The organism is uncultured Gilvimarinus sp., assembly GCF_963972205.1.
GTDB lineage: Bacteria > Pseudomonadota > Gammaproteobacteria > Pseudomonadales > Cellvibrionaceae > Gilvimarinus > Gilvimarinus japonicus.
The window spans coordinates 38,587-56,734 of record NZ_CAXAUC010000001.1; the positions used below are offsets into that span (position 1 = coordinate 38,587).

Annotated in this window: 13 protein-coding genes; 8 read left to right on the plus strand and 5 right to left on the minus strand. The window is 51.8% G+C overall.

Features of this window, described 5'->3' with window-relative positions:
* Positions 1 to 261: 261 nt before the first annotated feature.
* The 3 genes from AACY82_RS00165 to AACY82_RS00175 form a co-directional block, all read right to left on the minus strand.
* Positions 262 to 801 (minus strand): DUF3833 domain-containing protein, encoded by a 540-nt coding sequence (locus tag AACY82_RS00165; RefSeq protein ID WP_339614732.1) that lies wholly within the window; start codon positions 799 to 801, stop codon positions 262 to 264.
* 48 nt (positions 802 to 849) lie between these two features.
* Entirely contained in the window at positions 850 to 1,878 is a 1,029-nt protein-coding gene (locus tag AACY82_RS00170; RefSeq protein ID WP_339614734.1) for a phospholipase A, read from the minus strand.
* Positions 1,879 to 1,955: 77 nt separating this feature from the next.
* Positions 1,956 to 2,909 (minus strand): hypothetical protein, encoded by a 954-nt coding sequence (locus AACY82_RS00175; protein ID WP_339614736.1) that lies wholly within the window; start codon positions 2,907 to 2,909, stop codon positions 1,956 to 1,958.
* Between the two features lie 553 nt (positions 2,910 to 3,462).
* Here AACY82_RS00175 and AACY82_RS00180 point away from each other — a divergent pair.
* The 3 genes from AACY82_RS00180 to AACY82_RS00190 all read left to right on the plus strand — a co-directional run bounded on the left by AACY82_RS00180 (position 3,463) and on the right by AACY82_RS00190 (position 8,534).
* The gene (locus tag AACY82_RS00180) at positions 3,463 to 4,713 is read left to right on the plus strand and encodes an efflux RND transporter periplasmic adaptor subunit (protein WP_339614738.1); all 1,251 of its coding nucleotides are present in this window, start codon (positions 3,463 to 3,465) and stop codon (positions 4,711 to 4,713) included.
* Complete coding sequence (locus AACY82_RS00185) at positions 4,713 to 7,874, plus strand: efflux RND transporter permease subunit (RefSeq protein WP_339614739.1); 3,162 nt, start codon at positions 4,713 to 4,715, stop codon at positions 7,872 to 7,874. Before AACY82_RS00180 ends, AACY82_RS00185 begins: the two co-directional genes overlap by 1 nt.
* A 90-nt stretch (positions 7,875 to 7,964) precedes the next feature.
* Positions 7,965 to 8,534, plus strand: coding sequence for an NADPH-dependent FMN reductase (locus tag AACY82_RS00190; protein WP_339614741.1), 570 nt, complete (start codon positions 7,965 to 7,967; stop codon positions 8,532 to 8,534).
* Between the two features lie 3 nt (positions 8,535 to 8,537).
* On the opposite strand, the gene AACY82_RS00195 is transcribed toward AACY82_RS00190, so the two are convergent.
* Both AACY82_RS00195 and AACY82_RS00200 read right to left on the minus strand, forming a co-directional pair.
* On the minus strand, positions 8,538 to 9,455 hold the full coding sequence (locus AACY82_RS00195) for a response regulator (RefSeq protein WP_339614742.1): 918 nt from the start codon (positions 9,453 to 9,455) through the stop codon (positions 8,538 to 8,540).
* Entirely contained in the window at positions 9,442 to 12,825 is a 3,384-nt protein-coding gene (locus AACY82_RS00200; protein ID WP_339614743.1) for an ATP-binding protein, read from the minus strand. Before AACY82_RS00200 ends, AACY82_RS00195 begins: the two co-directional genes overlap by 14 nt.
* 447 nt (positions 12,826 to 13,272) lie before the next feature.
* On the opposite strand from AACY82_RS00200, the gene urtA reads away from it, so the two are divergent.
* From urtA to urtE, 5 genes are all read left to right on the plus strand, one after another.
* The gene (urtA, locus tag AACY82_RS00205; RefSeq protein WP_339615583.1) at positions 13,273 to 14,487 is read left to right on the plus strand and encodes an urea ABC transporter substrate-binding protein; all 1,215 of its coding nucleotides are present in this window, start codon (positions 13,273 to 13,275) and stop codon (positions 14,485 to 14,487) included.
* Positions 14,488 to 14,598: 111 nt separating this feature from the next.
* Complete coding sequence (urtB, locus tag AACY82_RS00210; protein WP_041522832.1) at positions 14,599 to 15,525, plus strand: urea ABC transporter permease subunit UrtB; 927 nt, start codon at positions 14,599 to 14,601, stop codon at positions 15,523 to 15,525.
* A 12-nt stretch (positions 15,526 to 15,537) separates the two neighbouring features.
* On the plus strand, positions 15,538 to 16,698 hold the full coding sequence (gene urtC / locus AACY82_RS00215) for an urea ABC transporter permease subunit UrtC (protein ID WP_339614744.1): 1,161 nt from the start codon (positions 15,538 to 15,540) through the stop codon (positions 16,696 to 16,698).
* Positions 16,695 to 17,444, plus strand: a complete 750-nt coding sequence (gene urtD, locus AACY82_RS00220) for an urea ABC transporter ATP-binding protein UrtD (protein WP_339614745.1) — start codon at positions 16,695 to 16,697, stop codon at positions 17,442 to 17,444. Before urtC ends, urtD begins: the two co-directional genes overlap by 4 nt.
* 10 nt (positions 17,445 to 17,454) lie before the next feature.
* On the plus strand, positions 17,455 to 18,144 hold the full coding sequence (urtE, locus tag AACY82_RS00225; protein WP_041522835.1) for an urea ABC transporter ATP-binding subunit UrtE: 690 nt from the start codon (positions 17,455 to 17,457) through the stop codon (positions 18,142 to 18,144).
* Positions 18,145 to 18,148 lie beyond the last annotated feature (4 nt).

The window sequence follows — 18,148 nt, forward strand, 5'->3', positions numbered from 1 at the left end:
GCATATGCGCAGAAGCTCCGGCAGAATCGGGCCCCCACAGGGTTGAGCATGCTTGTCGATTATATTGGTGTACTGCCATAAACTCGCACAGATTATGTATGACTCAAATCGGCTTTAGTGTGCATGGGGGATCGCCAATTAAGTGTCTGCGAGCCGCAAACAGCGCTCGCGCGTTTTATCGCTAATCGGCTGATCCACGACAACTTTATACACAAAGTCGCCGTTAAGTACCAGCCCTAGACGCGCTAAGCGGCGGTGCCGTTATGGGGTTTTGCTGATCACCAGCTGGATGGTGCCGACGGTAAAGCCCCATTTACTGAGGGTCGACTGATTGATCACGGTGCGTTGGTCTACCCGCCACATCCAATCGTCTACGGCCAACGCCAGTTTGCTGTCGTTGTAGTCGACTTCTAATACGTACTTAAGGTTAAGGGCGTTGCCGGCGGTGGCCCCTGTACCCGTGCCAATTACATCTCCGGCGGTAGCATCAAAAGTGGTGTCTGAGGTGGGGGTGAGGGTCCAGGTACGGTATTGAATTTCGCCATCATCAAACTCAAAGCGCTCTTCTAACGTGCCGATACCGTTTTTCCAGTTGGCCTTGATCGTGGCGTTGAAGTAGCGAGTGACATCGCCCGAGCGATTTTTTAAGACGCCGTGGGCGGTTAAATCGCCCTGAAAAAACTCTTGCGGCGCAAACCCCGGCTGGTTGCCTTGGTATTGATCCACTGAAGGGCCGGCGCAGCCCGTTAGTGCCAGCAAAAAAGTGATTAGTGCGGGGGCAAGCCAAGTGTGTGCACGCATGGGTATCTCCTGTCTGTTGGGGCGACAACAGATAATACGCACTAACGGCTAAAACAGATCGCTAAAAACGACGCCCAGCCCCAGGGATTCAGTCTCGACGTTGTAGTCGATTAAACTTGCTCCGTAGCCATTAAAGTACTTTAAATAGCCGCGTACCGTGGGGCGGATGGGAAAGCTCCAGCCCAGCTCGACGGAGCCCTTGTTGCTAAAGGGGCGGCGAGTTATTACATCAAAGATATGATTTTTATAAGAGTAGGCGCCGCCGAGTTCATAATGGCCCAGGTACTCTTCAATGTCCGGGTTGTCATCGTCCTCGGCGTCCTCCGGTAGGCGGTACCAGGGCGAGAAAGCCAGCGCTAAATTGCCGCGCTCAAAGATCGAACGCGCACGAATTCGATTCCAGCTGCGGGACAAGGTGCCTGACTGGCCGTTGGATTGGTGTACCAGGCCAATTTGGTTTACAACGTTACGAAAGCCCAAAAACTCCCAATCGCTTGTGGCGGAAAAGAGCAGCTCAGGCTCGTGATTAGTCTCGCGAAAAGGGCGCGATATATCGGCGTTGTACGCCTGCCAAAAGGAGTGGTTGGTATAGGCGATATACAGGTTGCCATTGTCGTGCAATAAATCCTGCGCGATCAGTACTTTTAAACTGATCTGAAAATCAATTTCGGTATTTTGCAAATCGATGGGTTTGCCCTGAGCCTCTTCGAAGGGGGCCGCGTTGGGGTGACGGGTGTAGCTGGCCGGTAGAATATAATTGCGATTGTGTGGCGTGAGCACAAAACGGTTAGCGCTACTGATACTCTCGACTCGCAGCCTGGTATCCAGCACCCCAATATCCTGCTCGTGCAAGGTGTTAGTGGTGGTATCAACCAATAGGGCCTGGCAGGATTGGCGCAGTTGGGCGATGGTCATATCGGGTGCTGCGCGCAAAACGTTTTCTTTTAAGCACGCTTCCATGCTCTGGTAGCGCGGCATAAGCGTTTTGTTCGCTTGGGCGTCCGGCGCTGCACCCATGGCGCCGCCGCTTGCGACGAGGGCAAAGCTCGCCACCCAAAAGTGCTTTTGTAAAACCATGCTTAACCGCCCGCACACTATTTATCGAGCCATTATTGTGCCTCATCCCGCGCGCCGGGTGCTAGTGTGCGAGTGCCTTATGGCGTTGCCGCCTGGCCGATGAGCCACTGATCCATATCGGCATCGTGCCACTGGCTGATAAGGTCGACACCGTTATCGACGATGGTTAGGTAGACGTCGATAATATCCGTGGCGAGGTTATAAATGCGGTTGCTGTCGGCGTTTTGCGCCCCTTCATGAAGGATGTCAGTCTCAACCATGTTCAGTAAAAACATCAGTTTTAACTCGTAACTTTTTAATTGGCTAAGCAGGCCAATATCTTGCTCTAAAATACCTTCTAAGCGCTTAATTTGGTGGCGCAGCTTTTCGTTGTTAACCCGCGTGCACTGGATGACATAACGCAATTTGCTGTCGTGGTGAGCATCGACATACCCGGCCGCGGCCGAGTAGGTGCCCAGCGCTCGGATACGACCTATTTGCTCCACCACAGCTGGCAAGAGCCGGGTGGTAAAATGCAGTACCTCTAAGTGCTTAAAGCGGCTCGGGTAGCTGGTGGACTCATGGGTAACGGTGGTGTCGCCCATCGCCTCGGCGCACGGTTGTTCCATTTGTCGCGACAGGCCGGCGAGCATTGCCAGCGATTGTTCGATCAAATGGCAGTGCAGTTCGTAGTTGTCAATCACACTGTCTTCTTGCCAGTCGCGACTAATAGTGACCCACGCACTGCGCAGGTTTTGTTGGTCGCGTTCGCTGAGCAACCCCTTGCTGGCTTGTGCCAGCGCTTGCAGCGCCAGAATACGCCGCTCCAGTTGGTGCTCGAGTTGGTAGAACTCTTCTTTAAAAAGCTCGTTGCCCCCCAGCAGGCCCATACTCATACCGCGATGGCGCTGTGCGGCCTTGATGGCGCGGTTAAGTTGCCTAATAAGGTTTAAGGCATCTTGCCGGCGGCGATAAAATTGATAGTACTCGGCAAACGCCGCCGAGCTGGTGCTGAGTTGTGGTGCAGTGTGCGCGCTGTTTTGCCCGTTCATAGTGCTAGCCTGTCATCCCGTTGAGCGTCCCTGATCAATAAACAACCGAGGCTCGCTAAAACATGGTTGGAAGTGGTGCATAAATCGGCTCACAGATGAATATTTGAGTTTTTGGGGTGTTAATCGGCATTTATAATTACTGCATAGCAACAGCTATGCCAACTAAGTTTAGGGGGAGCCGCTACGGGTTCTATTGGCGTGCTGATCCCGGTGAGCTTCAGCAAACGCAAAAGAAAATGCGACCTGGCGCAACTTTTTGCGTCGTGGTGGCGTCTATCTGCTCAAGCGGTAAAGGGCGCTGAGGGCGCTATCTGAGCAAAATCGGGGCACGCTGGCGGGGCGCGCATTTTATTGGGTCATTTAGGGCGATGCTGAGCGGGCAAATGCCGAGTCTTACTAAAATGCCTGGCAAGGCCTTAATGGTGCCGAGTCCCTTATAACGCTGTATGATAGCGCAACCTTTTGGGGCTGAGCCGCCGCTAACAGAGCGCACTGAATAACACTAACAACGATACTGATCGTGACTTGATCGAGACAAAGGAGCAGGTTGTACATGTCTAACCCAGGGTTTTACACCAGAAACAAGCGTTGGATTTTACCGGTCGTTATTCTACTGGCCGCGATCGTTATCGCTATTGCGCTGGCCTCCATGCGTAAGCCCCCGCCGCACAAAGAGGCAAAAGAGGGCGTGGCTCTGGTCAATGTACAGCCCCTGCAAACGCAGGCTATTCAGTTGCAGGTGTTATCCCGTGGATTAGTGCAGCCTAGATATTCCACCGAGTTAGTGGCTCAGGTCAGTGGCGAGATCGTCGCCCTCGACGAGGCTTTTGTCCGTGGCGGCATTATAAAAAAAGGTGAAGTGCTGGCGCAGATTGATCCGACTAATTACGAAGTCCAATTAGAAGAGGCCCGCGCCGGGCTTGCCAGCGCGACGGCGGCGCTGGAGCTCGAGCAAGCTCAAGGAGAGGTGGCCCGGGTAGAGTGGGAGGGCATTAGTGACCATCCGGCCCCGGCGTTGGGGCTACGCAAACCCCAGCTAAAGCAGGCCCAAGCGCAAGTTGCGGCGTCTCAGGCCAGCGTAAAACAAGCGCAAAAAGATCTGGAACGTACCAAGATTATCGCCCCATACGACGCCTTGATTGCCGAGCGTCGGGTGAGCTTAGGGACTTTTGTTAACGTAGGCTCGATGATGGGCGAAGTGCTGGATGTGAGCAGCGCCGAAATACGTTTGCCTGTTGCCAACAGCGAGCTGCAGTACCTTGTGGGCAATGGCGTGGGAAGTCAGGTCGAATTAACCGGCGACTCCATGGGTAGCAACTACCGCTGGCCCGCCAAAATTGTGCGTACCGAAGGGGTGATCGACGACGATACCCGGATGAGCTACTTAGTGGCGCGGGTGAGCGACCCCTACCATTTAAACACCAAGAGCGTAAAAAGCGAGCAACCCGGAGCGCAGACAGACTTAGCGTTTGGCAGCTTTGTGGTGGCCAATATTGTCGGCCGCGAGCTGGAAAACGCGGTACGTATCCCCCGAAACCTGATTAAAAATGGCACTCTGCCGGTGTATCACGAGGGTAAGCTGCAGCTTAAACCTGTGACGGTACTGCGTCATATCGGCGGTGAAAGTGTGGTGACAGACGGCGTCGGCAATGGTGATTTATTGGTGACTACCTCGCTGGAATACCCGGTCGTGGGCATGGCGCTTAAGCGGTTTGACGATCAGGCGGAAGAGGCTGCTGAGCCAGCTGATACGCCCAAGCCTGACGTGGCAGCGGTTGCGCGTGGCGAGCAGGGAGAGGGGTAATGGAACACGCTGACGATACTCGCAAAGGCATTATTGCGTGGTTTACCCGCAACAGTGTTGCCGCCAACTTGTTGATGATTTTTATTTTGCTGTTGGGGGTGGCAACGGCCATGACCATCCGCAAACAAATGTTCCCTCAAATCGAGATCAACTGGCTCAATATTAATATTGCCTACCCAGGTGCCGCGCCACAAGATGTGGAAGAGGCGATTACGGTTAAGCTAGAAGAGTCACTCGCCAGTATCCAGGGACTAAAGCGCGTGATTACCCGCTCCAATCGCGGCAACGCCTCGGCCAGTATCGAGGTGATGGAAGAATACGATGCGCAAGAGGTGCTGGACGAAGTTAAAACGGCGGTGGACTCTATATCGAGCTTTCCCGACGGCATGGAGCGGCCACGTATTAGTCGCGCCAAGTACCGGCAAGAAGTCATGTACGTTAGCCTTTACGGCGATTTAAACAACCACGATTTAAAACATTTGGGCGAGCGTATTCACGATGAGCTGCGCGCGCTGGATGACGTGAGCATTGTCGACTACTACAGTGGCGCCAACTACGAAATTGCCATTGAAGTTAGTCGCGATAAGCTCTACGAGTACGGCCTGTCGTTTGAAGAGATTGCGGCCGCCGTGCGCAACTGGTCGACGAATCGCTCCGCCGGGCAGATACGCGCTAAGGAAGGTTTTATTTCGGTGCGGGTAGAAGACCAAGCTTATGTGGGTGAAGAGTTTGAGCGCTTACCGCTGCGCACCCGCGCCGACGGCACCAAGATTTTGCTGGGCGATGTGGCAACGGTTAACGACGGCTTTGAAGAGGGCATCAACTACACCAAAATGAACGGCCACAATACCGTGACCTTTTTTGTCGGTGCTACCCGCGATCAAAGCATTGGCGATGTGGCCGATATTGTCGATGAGTATATTGCCGAGCGCGCTAAGAGTTTACCCGATGGCGTTACGCTGGAGCCCTGGGTTGATTTAACTTATTACCTAGATGGCCGCTTGAACATGATGCTGAGCAATATGTTCTGGGGTGGTTTGTTGGTCTTTATTATTCTCGCCTTGTTCTTGCGTATTAAGCTCGCCATGTGGGTCATGATGGGGCTGCCGGTAAGCTTTTTAGGTGCCATCATGTTGCTGCCCATGAGCTGGGTTGATGTCACCATTAATATCGGCAGTTTATTTGCCTTTATTATGGTGCTGGGGGTGGTGGTGGACGACGCCATTGTGATTGGCGAAAGTGTCCACACTGAGGTCGAAGAAAAAGGCCAGAGTATCGATAATGTTATTCGCGGTGCGCAAAAAGTCGCTATGCCGGCCACGTTTGGGGTGTTAACGACCTGTGCGGCGTTTTTCCCAATGCTACTGGAAACCGGACCGCAATCGGCATTCCCGCGCTCGATTGGTTTTGTGGTGGTGTTTTGTCTGCTGTTCTCGCTGGTGGAGTCGAAATTGATTTTGCCCGCACACTTGGCGCATATGAAGCCTCTTAAGCCCAATCCCAACAATCCGGTTTACCGCTTGCAGAGCCTTATTGATCGACACTTGCAACGTTTTATCAGCAACGTCTACCGTCCATTGTTGCAGTGGTGTTTGGCGTATCGCTACGCGGTAATGGCTATTTTTACCGGCGTTGTGTTTATTACCGCCGCACTGTTTGCCGGTGGTTTGGTCAAGTTTGTTAATCAACCCAAAATTCCTAACGATTTTGTCCGTGTCACCTTAGAGATGAATGCCAGCGTCGCCGAGCAAGAGACTATGCAGGCGATGCTTGATGTTGAGTCGATGATTCAACGAATCGAGTCTGAGACGATCGCTGAATTCGATCAGCCGATGATCGACAACCTTTTTGTCTCGATGGAGGGGCGTACCGAGGCGCGCATTGAAGTTAAATTAGTCGATCCAGAAGATCGCCCGATCGGTACTTTTGCGTTGTCGGCCAAGTGGCGTGAACAAATGCCTGAGATCAGTGGTTTAAAGAGCCTTGAGATCGCGGATACCGTTATGGGAGGCGGCACCAACGATGGTGATGTGAGTTTCCGGATTATCGGTAACGACATTACCTCGATGCGCCAAGTGGCCAGTCAAGTGCGTGAGGCTATGGGCACTATCGATGGCGTTTACGAGATCAATGACTCAGAGCAAGTGGGCGCCCAAGAGGCGCGCTTTAAGCTCAAGCCTTTGGCGGCCAGTATGGGGCTTACTACCGCCGATGTGGCGGCACAGGCCAGTTACAGTTTGTACGGCATTGAGGCGCAGCGCATTGTGCGCAACAGCGAAGAAATCAAAGTGATGGTGCGTTACCCCGAGTCTGAGCGCAATGTGTTGGGTGCGGTAAACGACTTACTGATCACCACCCCGGACGGTAGCAAGGTACCGTTAATGGAGGTGGCTGACATTGAGTTGGTCGAAGGGGTTAATCAGGTGTATCGCGAGGATGGCCGGCGTACCATTACAATGTGGGCATCGCTCGATTTTGCCAAAGTACAACCTTTGCAGGTCGCCAATGAGTTGCGTGATGGCGTATTTTCCGAAGTGGGTGATCGCTACCCTAATATCGAGATTGAAGAGGCGGGCAACCTAAAAGAAGAGCGCGACAGCGTGACGGACTTTATTATTAACTTTATGAAGATTCTGCTGCCCATTTATATTTTATTGGCTTTGCCTTTGCGCTCGTACACGCAACCGCTAATGATTATGTCGGTTATCCCCTTTGGTGTTATTGGCGCTATTTGGGGCCACGTTATTATGGGCTATGACCTGAGCGGTTTGTCGCTGTTTGGTATCTTTGCCGCCGTGGGTGTGGTGGTTAACGACTCACTGGTAATGGTGGATTACGTCAATAAAGCACGCGAGCGTGGCGAGACGTTGTTTGATGCGGTAATGAACGGCGGGCAGCGCCGCTTTAGGGCGATTATTTTAACCTCGCTGACTACCTTTATCGGCTTACTGCCCATTATGTTTGAAAGCTCGCTGCAGGCGAAATTTGTGATCCCGATGGCGATCTCGCTTGGCTACGGGGTGTTGTGCGCAACCTTTGTGACCCTAATTTTAGTACCGTGTTTGTATTTGGTGATGAACGATATGGGGCATATGAAGCGTCGTGTAGGGCGCTGGTTTGTACCGTATCGTGAGCCGCATGCTAGCCATCAGCACCGCTAAACGCGTAATTAATTAAGTTTTCAGTGACGCTACCAGCGCTCTGAGGTAGGGTGGGGAGTGTTTATTCCAACCCTACCTCAGGAGGTTAATATGAAGGTTGTAGCCGTTAGTGGCAGCTTGCGCCAAGATTCGTTTAACTCAGCTCTTTTGTCCGCTGCGCGAGAGTACTTTTTTGCCGCGGGAGAGTCGCCCGAGGTGGAGTGGATCGAAGCCGATATTGCCGCTATACCCTTGTATAACCAAGATCTCGATGGTGACACCAAGCCTGACGCAGTTGCGTTGTTGCTCGATCAAATTGCCGGTGCCGACGCGCTGGTAATCGCCACTCCCGAGTATAACTATGGTATTCCCGGCCCCCTAAAAAATGCCATCGACTGGGTTTCGCGCCCAGCGTATCGTTCAGTGCTTGCCCATATTCCTACATTAATTATGAGCGCGTCTATGAGTCCGATCGGTGGTGTGCGCGCCCAAGGCCAGCTCAAGCAGGTGTTGGCCGGCACGTTAACCCCGGTGTTTCCCTGCCCGGAGTTTGCCGTAGCCAGCGCCCATGAGTGTTTTTCGGATGGCCAACTAACCGATGCGGCCACCGCACAAAAATTAGAGCGTTTAGTCGTAGACTTTATGGCTTGGGTTAATGCCGAGATCGATTTTGAGCATTAACACTTAAGCCAACTCGGCCAGCGCACGAATCGCCAGCGCGGCGGCCGAGGTGCGGTTTTCTACCCCGAGCTTTTTAAATATTTGCTCTAAATGCTTGTTCACTGTGCGCGGGCTCATGTCTAAAATTTGGCCGATCTCCCGGTTGGTTTTGCCATTGGCGATCCACAAAAGAACGTCCGCTTCGCGTTGGGTAACAGTAAACTTACGACGTAGAACATCGGTGTTGGTTTCGTTACTCGGGGTATCAATCAGCCTAAGCAAGTACTCGCGCTGATCGACCAGCGCGAGAAACTCAACGGTAAGCGATGAGCCTAGAAAGTCGAGGTTGAGCTTATGTCCGGGCTCTGGGCTGTGGCTAAACCAGCGGCTGAGGGCCTCGGTAAACTGTGCCTGGCGGGCATCTTGATCGTTTAGCGCGCTTGCCAGCTGTGCGTGTACCGCTGGGGTTGCCCAGAGTGATTGCCCGCGCGCGTCGGTGGCAAATAGGTTTTGCCCCGCTAAGTCTAGCGCCGCCCGAGCACTGCGAGTCATACGGGCATTGGCGAGATGCACCTGCATGCGGGCGACTAATTCGTCGGCATTAATAGGCTTGGTAATATAGTCGACACCGCCGGACTTTAAGCCCATCACGACATGTTCGGTATCGCTTAGACCGGTCATAAATATGATGGGCACATCCATAAGCCTGGGGTTTTCTTTGAGTGCCCGGCAGGTTTCAAAGCCGTCCATGTTGGGCATAATGGCATCAAGTAAAATAATATCAGGGGTAATGTTACGGGTGATGGTAATGGCTTGCGCGCCCTCTAGCGCAACCAGGACCGTCATATCGGCGGCTTCTAAGACATCGTTTAGCATGCGAATACTGTCGATGGCATCATCGACCACGAGGGCGACGGTTTTACCACTGTTAGCCGTGTTCATTAGGTGTTCCTTGCAAAAGCTCGATCAGCTGTTCGAATTGAAAGTGATTGGCGTAGTCGGTGGCGGCGTTAAAAAACGCGCGCTGGCACTGACCGTTTGCCATTAAGTTATTTAAATAATGCGTGATGCCTGTTTTGTGGCCAATTTGCGCGAGCGCCTGCAACTTTTGGCAGTCGGCTTCGGTGGGTAACGCAATGCTATTGCCGCTGCGCTGCACTTGTACGGCCGGGTTTGCGAGCCTGGTTTGGTTGGTATCGTGTCGCCATTGTAAATTCAGCAGGACGCCAATTTTATCCAGCATGGCGTTGACATTAATCGGTTTAACTAAATAGGCATCGTGGGGAGCAGCGCCAGTGTCGACGGGGCGGTTTTCTCGGGCATCGGCCGATACCATAATGATGGGCGCGCTGTGGCGGGCGTCCCGTAGCTGGTGTGCTAGTTGCCATCCCGATAGAGCCGGCATGTTGACGTCGAGCATAATTAAGTCGGGTGCTTGTTGCTCGGCGATTTGTTGTGCGCTCAAAGCGTTGTCGACAAACACTAAGTCAAACTCAAGTGGCGTTAAGATGGCTTTTATCAGTTCTCTGTGGCTGGCTTCGTCATCCACGACTAAGAGTTTTTTTCGTGGCCCTTTATACCCGGTAATGTCTTTTACGCTATCGTCACTGCGCTCGGCTTGTGAGGGGTGAATGCTGGATAACATTAAGGCGACTTTAAATTCACTGCCTTGACCTACTGTGCTGGTTAGGCTGATGTCGCCGCCCATAATATCCGTTAGCAGCCTCGTGATCGTGAGCCCGAGCCCAGTGCCAGCGATGTTGCTGCCGGGGCGTTTTACTCGTTCGAAAGGGCGAAAAATACGCTCGGCATTTTCCCGGGCGATACCTTCGCCGGTATCCGTGATAATAAACTCGGCCACTTGGCTACGATAGCGCACCTGAAATGACACCTTACCCTGCGCTGTGTATTTAATGGCATTAGAGAGAAGGTTAATGAGTATCTGCCGCAGGCGCTTCTCGTCGGTTTTAACAAATTCGGGAAGATGGCTGGCACACACATAGTCAAATATTAGGCCTTTGGCTTCGGCTTCGGGCCGAAACATGTACACCAACTGCTCTAGTAGTTGCGGCAAGCGCACTTGCTCGGTGTGTAAATCGAGTTTACCGGCTTCAATTTTAGAGATATCCAGCAACCCTTCTACCAAATCACCTAAATGTTCCCCACTGCGGCGAATAACTCCGATAGCATCGCGCTTTACATCGGGAATCGTCGGGTCTTTTTCCAGTAATTGGGCGTAGCCCAAAACGGCGTTTAGCGGTGACCGCAGCTCGTGGCTTATCCCCGTTAGATAACGGCTTTTGGCTTGGTTAGCCGCCTCGGCACTTTCTTTGGCGCGCTGCAACTCGCGGTCGGTTTGCTCATGGGCAACGATCTCTTCGGTTAATAATCGAGTTTGGCGCTGAGTTTCCTCTTGTGCAACGACGCGGCTTTCATGGGCTAAAACAAACAGCCAGCTAATAATTCCGGTGATAATAACCAGTAAAAAAAACACCTTCCAAAGCGTTGAGGCGGTATTGGGCGTGGGGCTTTGAAAGTAAATCAGCGATAACAGCAGGCCAGAGAACCCGTTGATGATAACCAGTAGGCCTAAAAAGTGACCGATTCGAGAGTTGATGTTGGGGATAAATCGGGCGGGTAAAAAACGTGTAAACAGCGAGCGAATTTGTTCACTGTAACCCGCGCCGGGTTTACAGTAATCGCCGCAACGCGCGTCCAGTGAGCAGCACAGTGAGCAAATGTTGCCAGCGTACGCGGGACAGTGGCTGATATCTTCGCGCTCGAAACGGTGCTCGCAAATGCAGCAGATGGCCGTAGCTTGATCTGGTGTATCGAACTCTATATCACTGGCGATCAGCTCGCGGGCTAAATAATAGCGACCTTTAGTAAGCCAAGCGATAAATGGCACTAACAGTAGGGCCACCGCCAGAGTCATAAAGTGTGCTAGCGCCTGCATTGCATCGCCCATAACACCGCTGTAGCTAATCATGCCAAATAGGGTGGCTAAAATCATCGCGCCGCAACCGACCGGGTTAATGTCGTATAGGTGGGCGCGTTTAAACTCGATGTGCTTGGGCGATAACCCCAGGGGTTTGTTGATTATTAAATCGGCGACTAAACAGCCGACCCACGCGACGGCAACAATGGCGTAGAAGCCCAAGGTTTGTTCCAGGGCTTGATAAACCCCTAGCTCCATTAACAGCAACGCAATGGCTACGTTAAACACCAACCAAACCACGCGCCCAGGGTGTGAGTGAGTGAGACGTGAGAAAAAGTTGGACCAGGCAATAGAGCCCGCATAAGCGTTGGTGACGTTGATTTTTAGCTGACATAACACCACAAAAATACCGGCGACCGCCAAGGCAACCTCTGGGGTGTTGGAAATGTAGCCAAAAGCGATCATGTACATGCGGGTTGGGTCGGCCGCCTCCTGAGTGCTGACGCCGTAGCTAAGTGCTAATACCGCTAAAAATGAACCCGCCAACATTTTTATGGCACCGACAATAATCCAGCCGGGACCGGCGGCCATAGCGCAAACCCACCAGCGTTTGCGTGTACTTGGCGTGGGTTCGGGCATAAAACGCAAAAAATCGACCTGCTCGCCAATTTGCGCAATCAGGGCAAACATCACCGCGCAAGCTGCGCCAAAAAGCATCAGGTCGAACTGGCCGGTGGGGTCCGCGCTAGTGGTGTACTGCGTCCAGTCGTTAACGGCACTGGCATCGGCATAGATAATAAATGCAAAAGGCAGTAGCTGAAGTGTGAGCCAAATGGGCTGACTCCATACCTGAAAGCGACTAATAAAAGTAATGCCGTAAACCACTAAAGGAATCACCAGTACGGCGCTGACTAAATAGCCAATTGCCAGCGGTAGGCCAAACAGCAGTTTTAAGGCCATCGCCATAATGGCCGCTTCTAGGGCAAAGAATATAAATGTGAACGAGGCATAGATCAGTGAGGTAATGGTCGATCCGATATAGCCGAATCCAGCGCCACGAGTGAGTAAGTCGATATCGACACCGTACTTGGCGGCGTAGTAACTAATAGGTGTACCGGTGATTAAAATAATAATACTGACGGCAAAGATAGCGGCTATGGCATTGGTGAAGCCATAGTGCAGCGTAACTGTGCCGCCTATGGCTTCAAGGGCAAGAAATGAAATGGCGCCGAGGGCGGTAATGGCGACTCTGGTGGCACTCCAGCGGCGCGCGCTTTTAGCGGTGAAGCGCAGCGCGTAATCTTCTAGTGTTTGGTTGGCCACCCATTGGTTGTAATTGCGGCGCACCCGAAAGATATGCTGTTTGGCGGTCATAGGGCGCGACTACCGGGACGAGATCGCTGTGAATTTTTACGAGTTTGATACAAGGTGCTGCCTCTATTGGGTGCACCTCGCTGTGCATGGTTTCCTTTGTGGTGCGTTTGTCTTACTGAGACTTGCGTCTAATGGTTGCTGCCATTGGCGCGCGATGGTGTACAGCCAAACAACAGTCAAAAGCCATACCAATTGATCAAGTTAAACGCTTTATATTGAGTGCGCACGACCTTACGCCGCAGGTGCGGTAAACCCTATGCGTCAAATGACGTAGCTCCATGGTGCGTTTGGCGAATAGTGCCTAAGCGCGAGTTTCCTGAGAATAAACACCGTAGGCACAGCGTGTCTGTTGCTGGGCTAACCCACTTCTGGGATAACCAACGAGGAAAGAACATGGGAACTTTAAAAAATGCACAGGCCGGCCTTGGGGGTCGACTGCCAAGCTTAATGAAGGGCATCGCCTCTGCCGTCGCTGGGGCGACAATGGTGTTGTCTGCAGCGGTTAACGCGGCACCCGCGACTTCCGAGGTCAACACCACGGATCTTGCGGTGACCGACGATACAGTCACTGTCGGTATCTTACACTCGGTAACCGGGACCATGGCCATCAGTGAGACTGGCTCGGTTCAGGCAGAGAAGCTGGCCATTGAGCAGATCAATGCCATGGGTGGTGTGCTAGGCCGTCAAATCGAATACGTACAAGAAGATGGTGCCAGCGATTGGCCAACCTTCGCCGAAAAATCTCGTAAGCTGTTGCTGCAAGATAAAGTGGCCACCGTGTTTGGTTGCTGGACCTCGGCTTCACGTAAAGCGGTATTGCCCGTGTTTGAACAGTATAACGGCATGCTGTACTACCCCACGTTTTACGAGGGTTTGGAGCAATCACCTAACGTAATTTACACCGGTCAGGAAGCCACTCAGCAAATTTTGGCGGGTATTGACTGGGTAACCAAAGAGAAAGGCGCTAAAACCTTTTACTTGCTTGGTTCGGATTATATCTGGCCACGTACCTCTAACAAGATTGCGCGCAAGCACATCGAGAAGCTGGGCCTGAAAGTTGTGGGTGAGGATTACTACCCACTGGGTCACACTCAGTTCAACTCGATCATCAACAAGTTCAAGCTGAAAAAGCCTGATGTCATCTTCGCCTCAGTGGTGGGTGGTTCTAACGTTGCCTTTTATAAGCAGCTTAAAGCCGCTGGTATCGATATGACCAAAGAGAAGCCGCTGGTGCTGACCATCTCTGTGACCGAAGACGAAATCTTGGGCATCGGTGGTGAAAACATTGAAGGCGCTTACGCTTCAATGAAGTACTTCCAGAGCTTAACCAACGACAACAACCAGGCTTTTGTTAAAGCCTTTAAAGAGCGTTGGGGCGATGACATTGTTATCGGTGACGTAACTCAGGCCGCTTATCTCGGACCTTGGTTATGGAAAGCAGCGGTCGAAAAAGCCGGATCATTTGATGTGGACAAAGTACGTGAAGCATCGCCTGGTATCGAGTTAACCACTGCGCCAGAAGGCTATGTGAAGGTTCACCCGAATCACCACCTGTGGTCTAAAACCCGCATTGGTAACGCCAAAACCGATGGTCAGTATGAAATCGTGTACGAAACTGACGAGCTGATCGAGCCAGATCCGTTCCCAGAAGGTTACCAATAAGCCGCATTACCGGCCGCGCGAGCGGCCACCAGAACCCACTGCCACAGGCGGTGGGTTCGTCCCTTTCGCAAGATGAAGTTTCTTTTGAGTTTTCTGCACGAGGATTGAGCGATGTTCGCCGATTACACGACCTCTGAGTTAATGTCGATATTTGCTATGCAGGGCTTTGCAGGATTAATTTTATTTTCTGTTTTTGTCCTTATGGCGTTGGGGCTGGCTATTATTTTTGGCCAGATGGGCGTTATCAATATGGCGCATGGCGAGTTTATGATCCTCGGTGCGTACATTACCTATTTAACCTCTAATGTGTTTGCCGACTATATGCCCAATTTGTTTGGGGCCTACTTTTTTATCGCCATGATACTGGCGTTTATCGCCGCGGGCGCGCTGGGCATGCTAGTGGAGTGGGCAATGATTCGTCATTTGTACCACCGTCCATTGGATACCCTGTTGGCGACCTGGGGCTTAAGTCTAATTTTGCAGCAGTGCTACCGCACCATCTTTGGCGCCCGTGAAGTGGGTGTAACCTTACCCGATTGGCTGATGGGGTCATTTCAGTTAACGGACATTATCGAGGTGCCGATTAACGGTATCTTTGTAATGACGCTGGCGGTGGGTATCTCGGTAGCGATTGCAGCGCTTATGTACAAATCACGCTGGGGCATACAGGTGCGCTCAGTGGTGCAAAACCGCCCTATGGCGGGCGCGGTGGGCATTAATACCGCACGCGTAGATAGACTGACCTTCGGTTTAGGCTGTGGTATTGCCGGTGTTGCCGGTAGCGCATTCACCATGATTGGCTCAACCGGGCCCACGTCGGGGCAGTTGTACATTGTTGATACCTTCCTGGTTGTGGTGTTTGGTGGCGCGGCAAGTTTGCTGGGTACCATCGCTTCAGCTTTTACTATTTCGCAGGCGCAATCCACTATGGAGTTCTTCCTGAGCGGGTCAATGGCCAAAGTACTGACGCTGTTGTTTGTTGTCTTCATTCTGATGTTAAGACCACAAGGTCTTTTCTCACTGAAAGTGCGTCGCTAGGAGGGTTAGCGTATGTCTTATGCAGGTTTACGATCTCTATTGCCTAAAAATGATCTCATTAATTTTGCGGTACTCGCGTTAATTTTGGTGGTGGTCTTACCTTTAAGCCTTGATATTTTCCGGCTTAATCTGGTGGGTAAATACCTTACGTACGCGTTTGTCGCGCTTGGTTTGGTCTTGTGCTGGGGCTATGGCGGTATTTTAAGTCTAGGTCAAGGGGTGTTTTTTGGTTTGGGCGGTTATGCCATGGCGATGTTTTTAAAGCTTGAGGCATCGTCACCGGAAAACACCGCAATTCAGTCAACACCTGGGATTCCGGACTTTATGGATTGGAACCAGTTGACGGAATTGCCCTGGTTTTGGCAGCCGTTCCATAGCCTGACCTTTACCGTGATCGCCATTATTGTTATCCCGTCGATCTTTGCTTACATCATCGGTGTTGCCATGTTTAAGCGCCGGGTGGGCGGGGTGTACTTTGCCATTATTACCCAGGCAGTGGCGGCAATCTTGACGATTCTAATCATCGGTCAGCAGGGCTATACCGGCGGCGTGAATGGTATTACAGACTTGCGCACATTGTTTGGTTGGGATATCCGTACCAACGAAGCCAAGTATGTATTTTACTTTTTATGTGTGTTTATGCTGTTTTTGTGCCTGGGTGTTGCGCAGTTTGTACGCAAAAGTAAGTTGGGCCGTTTGTTGGTTGCCATGCGAGAAATGGAAGACCGTGTGCGTTTTTCAGGCTACGACGTAGCCAACTTTAAGATCTTTGTGTTTTGTCTGGGTTCGGCCTTTGCCGCAATCGGTGGCGCCATGTTTACCCTTCAGGTTGGTTTTATGTCACCTACCTTTGTGGGTATTGTTCCTTCGATTGAAATGGTGATCTTTTGTGCCGTGGGTGGCCGCCTGTCAATCTTTGGCGCGGTATATGGTGCGCTGGTGGTTAACTGGGCTAAAACGACTTTCTCCGAGAGCTTTCCTGAGTTGTGGTTGTTTGCCATGGGCGCGCTGTTTATCGGTGTGGTTATGGCGTTCCCCAATGGTTTGGCAGGGCTGTACACCAAATACTGTGAGCCTAAGGTCAATCAGTTGATTGAGCGCTTTACGGGTAAGTCAAACGATACGTCAGCGGAGCTGGCTCCTCAGATGAAAACCGAAGGGGGTAACCCATGAATTCGAGTAACACAGATTTCGTGCTGGCGGTTGAAGGGCTAACGGTTTCATTCGATGGTTTTAAAGCGGTTAACGATTTGAGTTTTTACGTTGATAAAAATGAAATACGGGTAATTGTGGGGCCGAATGGAGCGGGTAAAACCACGGTGCTGGATTTGGTGTGTGGACGAACCAAAGCCACAGAGGGCTCGATTAAGTTTCGCAACAAAGAACTCACCAAAATGAAAGAGCACCAGATTGTGCGCGCGGGGGTGGGGCGAAAGTTTCAAACTCCGTCAATCTACGGTGACTTAACGGTGTTTGAGAACCTGGAGATCTCGTTTCCTCGCGGCCGATCTGTATTGGGTGCGCTGGCGTTTAAACGAGATGCGGAGGTTCTTCAGCGTGTCAACGAAGTAGCCGGCATGATCTTTTTGGATGAGCTGCTGCACACCCGCGGTGACCTACTCAGTCACGGTCAAAAGCAATGGTTGGAAATTGGTATGTTGCTGATTCAAGACCCAGAGCTTTTGATGCTGGATGAGCCGGTGGCAGGCATGTCGGTATCCGAGCGACGCAAAACAGCAGAGCTGTTGCGCACCATCACCAAAGATCGTTCGGTGATTGTGATCGAGCATGATATGCAGTTTGTCGCCGAGATTGCCGACAAGGTTACTGTTTTGCACCAGGGTAAGATCCTAGCCGAAGGTTCGGCCGAGCACGTAAAGCAAGATCCTAAAGTCATCGAAGTGTATTTGGGTCATTGAGGAGACAACCATGCTGAATGTATCTGATTATCGAGTCAGTTATGGCCAGAGTAATATTATTAGTGGTATGAACTTCTCGGTAGCGCCCAACGAAATTGTGGCGGTTATGGGGCGTAACGGGATGGGTAAAACCACCCTGATGAAATCCTTGATGGGTGTTATTCCATCCGAGAGTGGTAGCGTCAAGCTGGAGGATACCGAGGTATCTAAGATGAAAAGCTACCAGCGGGTAGAAGCCGGTTTTGGTTTTGTGCCCCAGGGGCGCATGATTTTTTCCAGCATGACCGTTAAAGAAAATATCGAGACGGGACTGACTACCACAAAATCGCGCAACGTACCGCGCGATCTTTACGATATGTTTCCGGTGTTACTGGAGATGCGCAATCGTCGAGGCGGTAACTTGTCGGGTGGCCAGCAACAGCAGCTGGCTATTGCCCGAGCACTTGCCAGTAATCCTAAGATGTTGTTGTTGGATGAGCCCACCGAAGGTATTCAGCCTTCTATTATTCGCGATATGGCGCGCACGCTTAAAGAGATTCGCGATCAGCGCGGCCTGTCGATTGTGGTGTCAGAGCAGGTGTTGAGTTTTGCCTTGGATATTGCCGACCGCATACTGGTGATTGAAAAAGGCGAGATTGTCCACGAAGAGCTCAGATCGAGCGTGGACGAGGCGAAAGTCGCCTCGTACCTCTCGGTGTAATTTT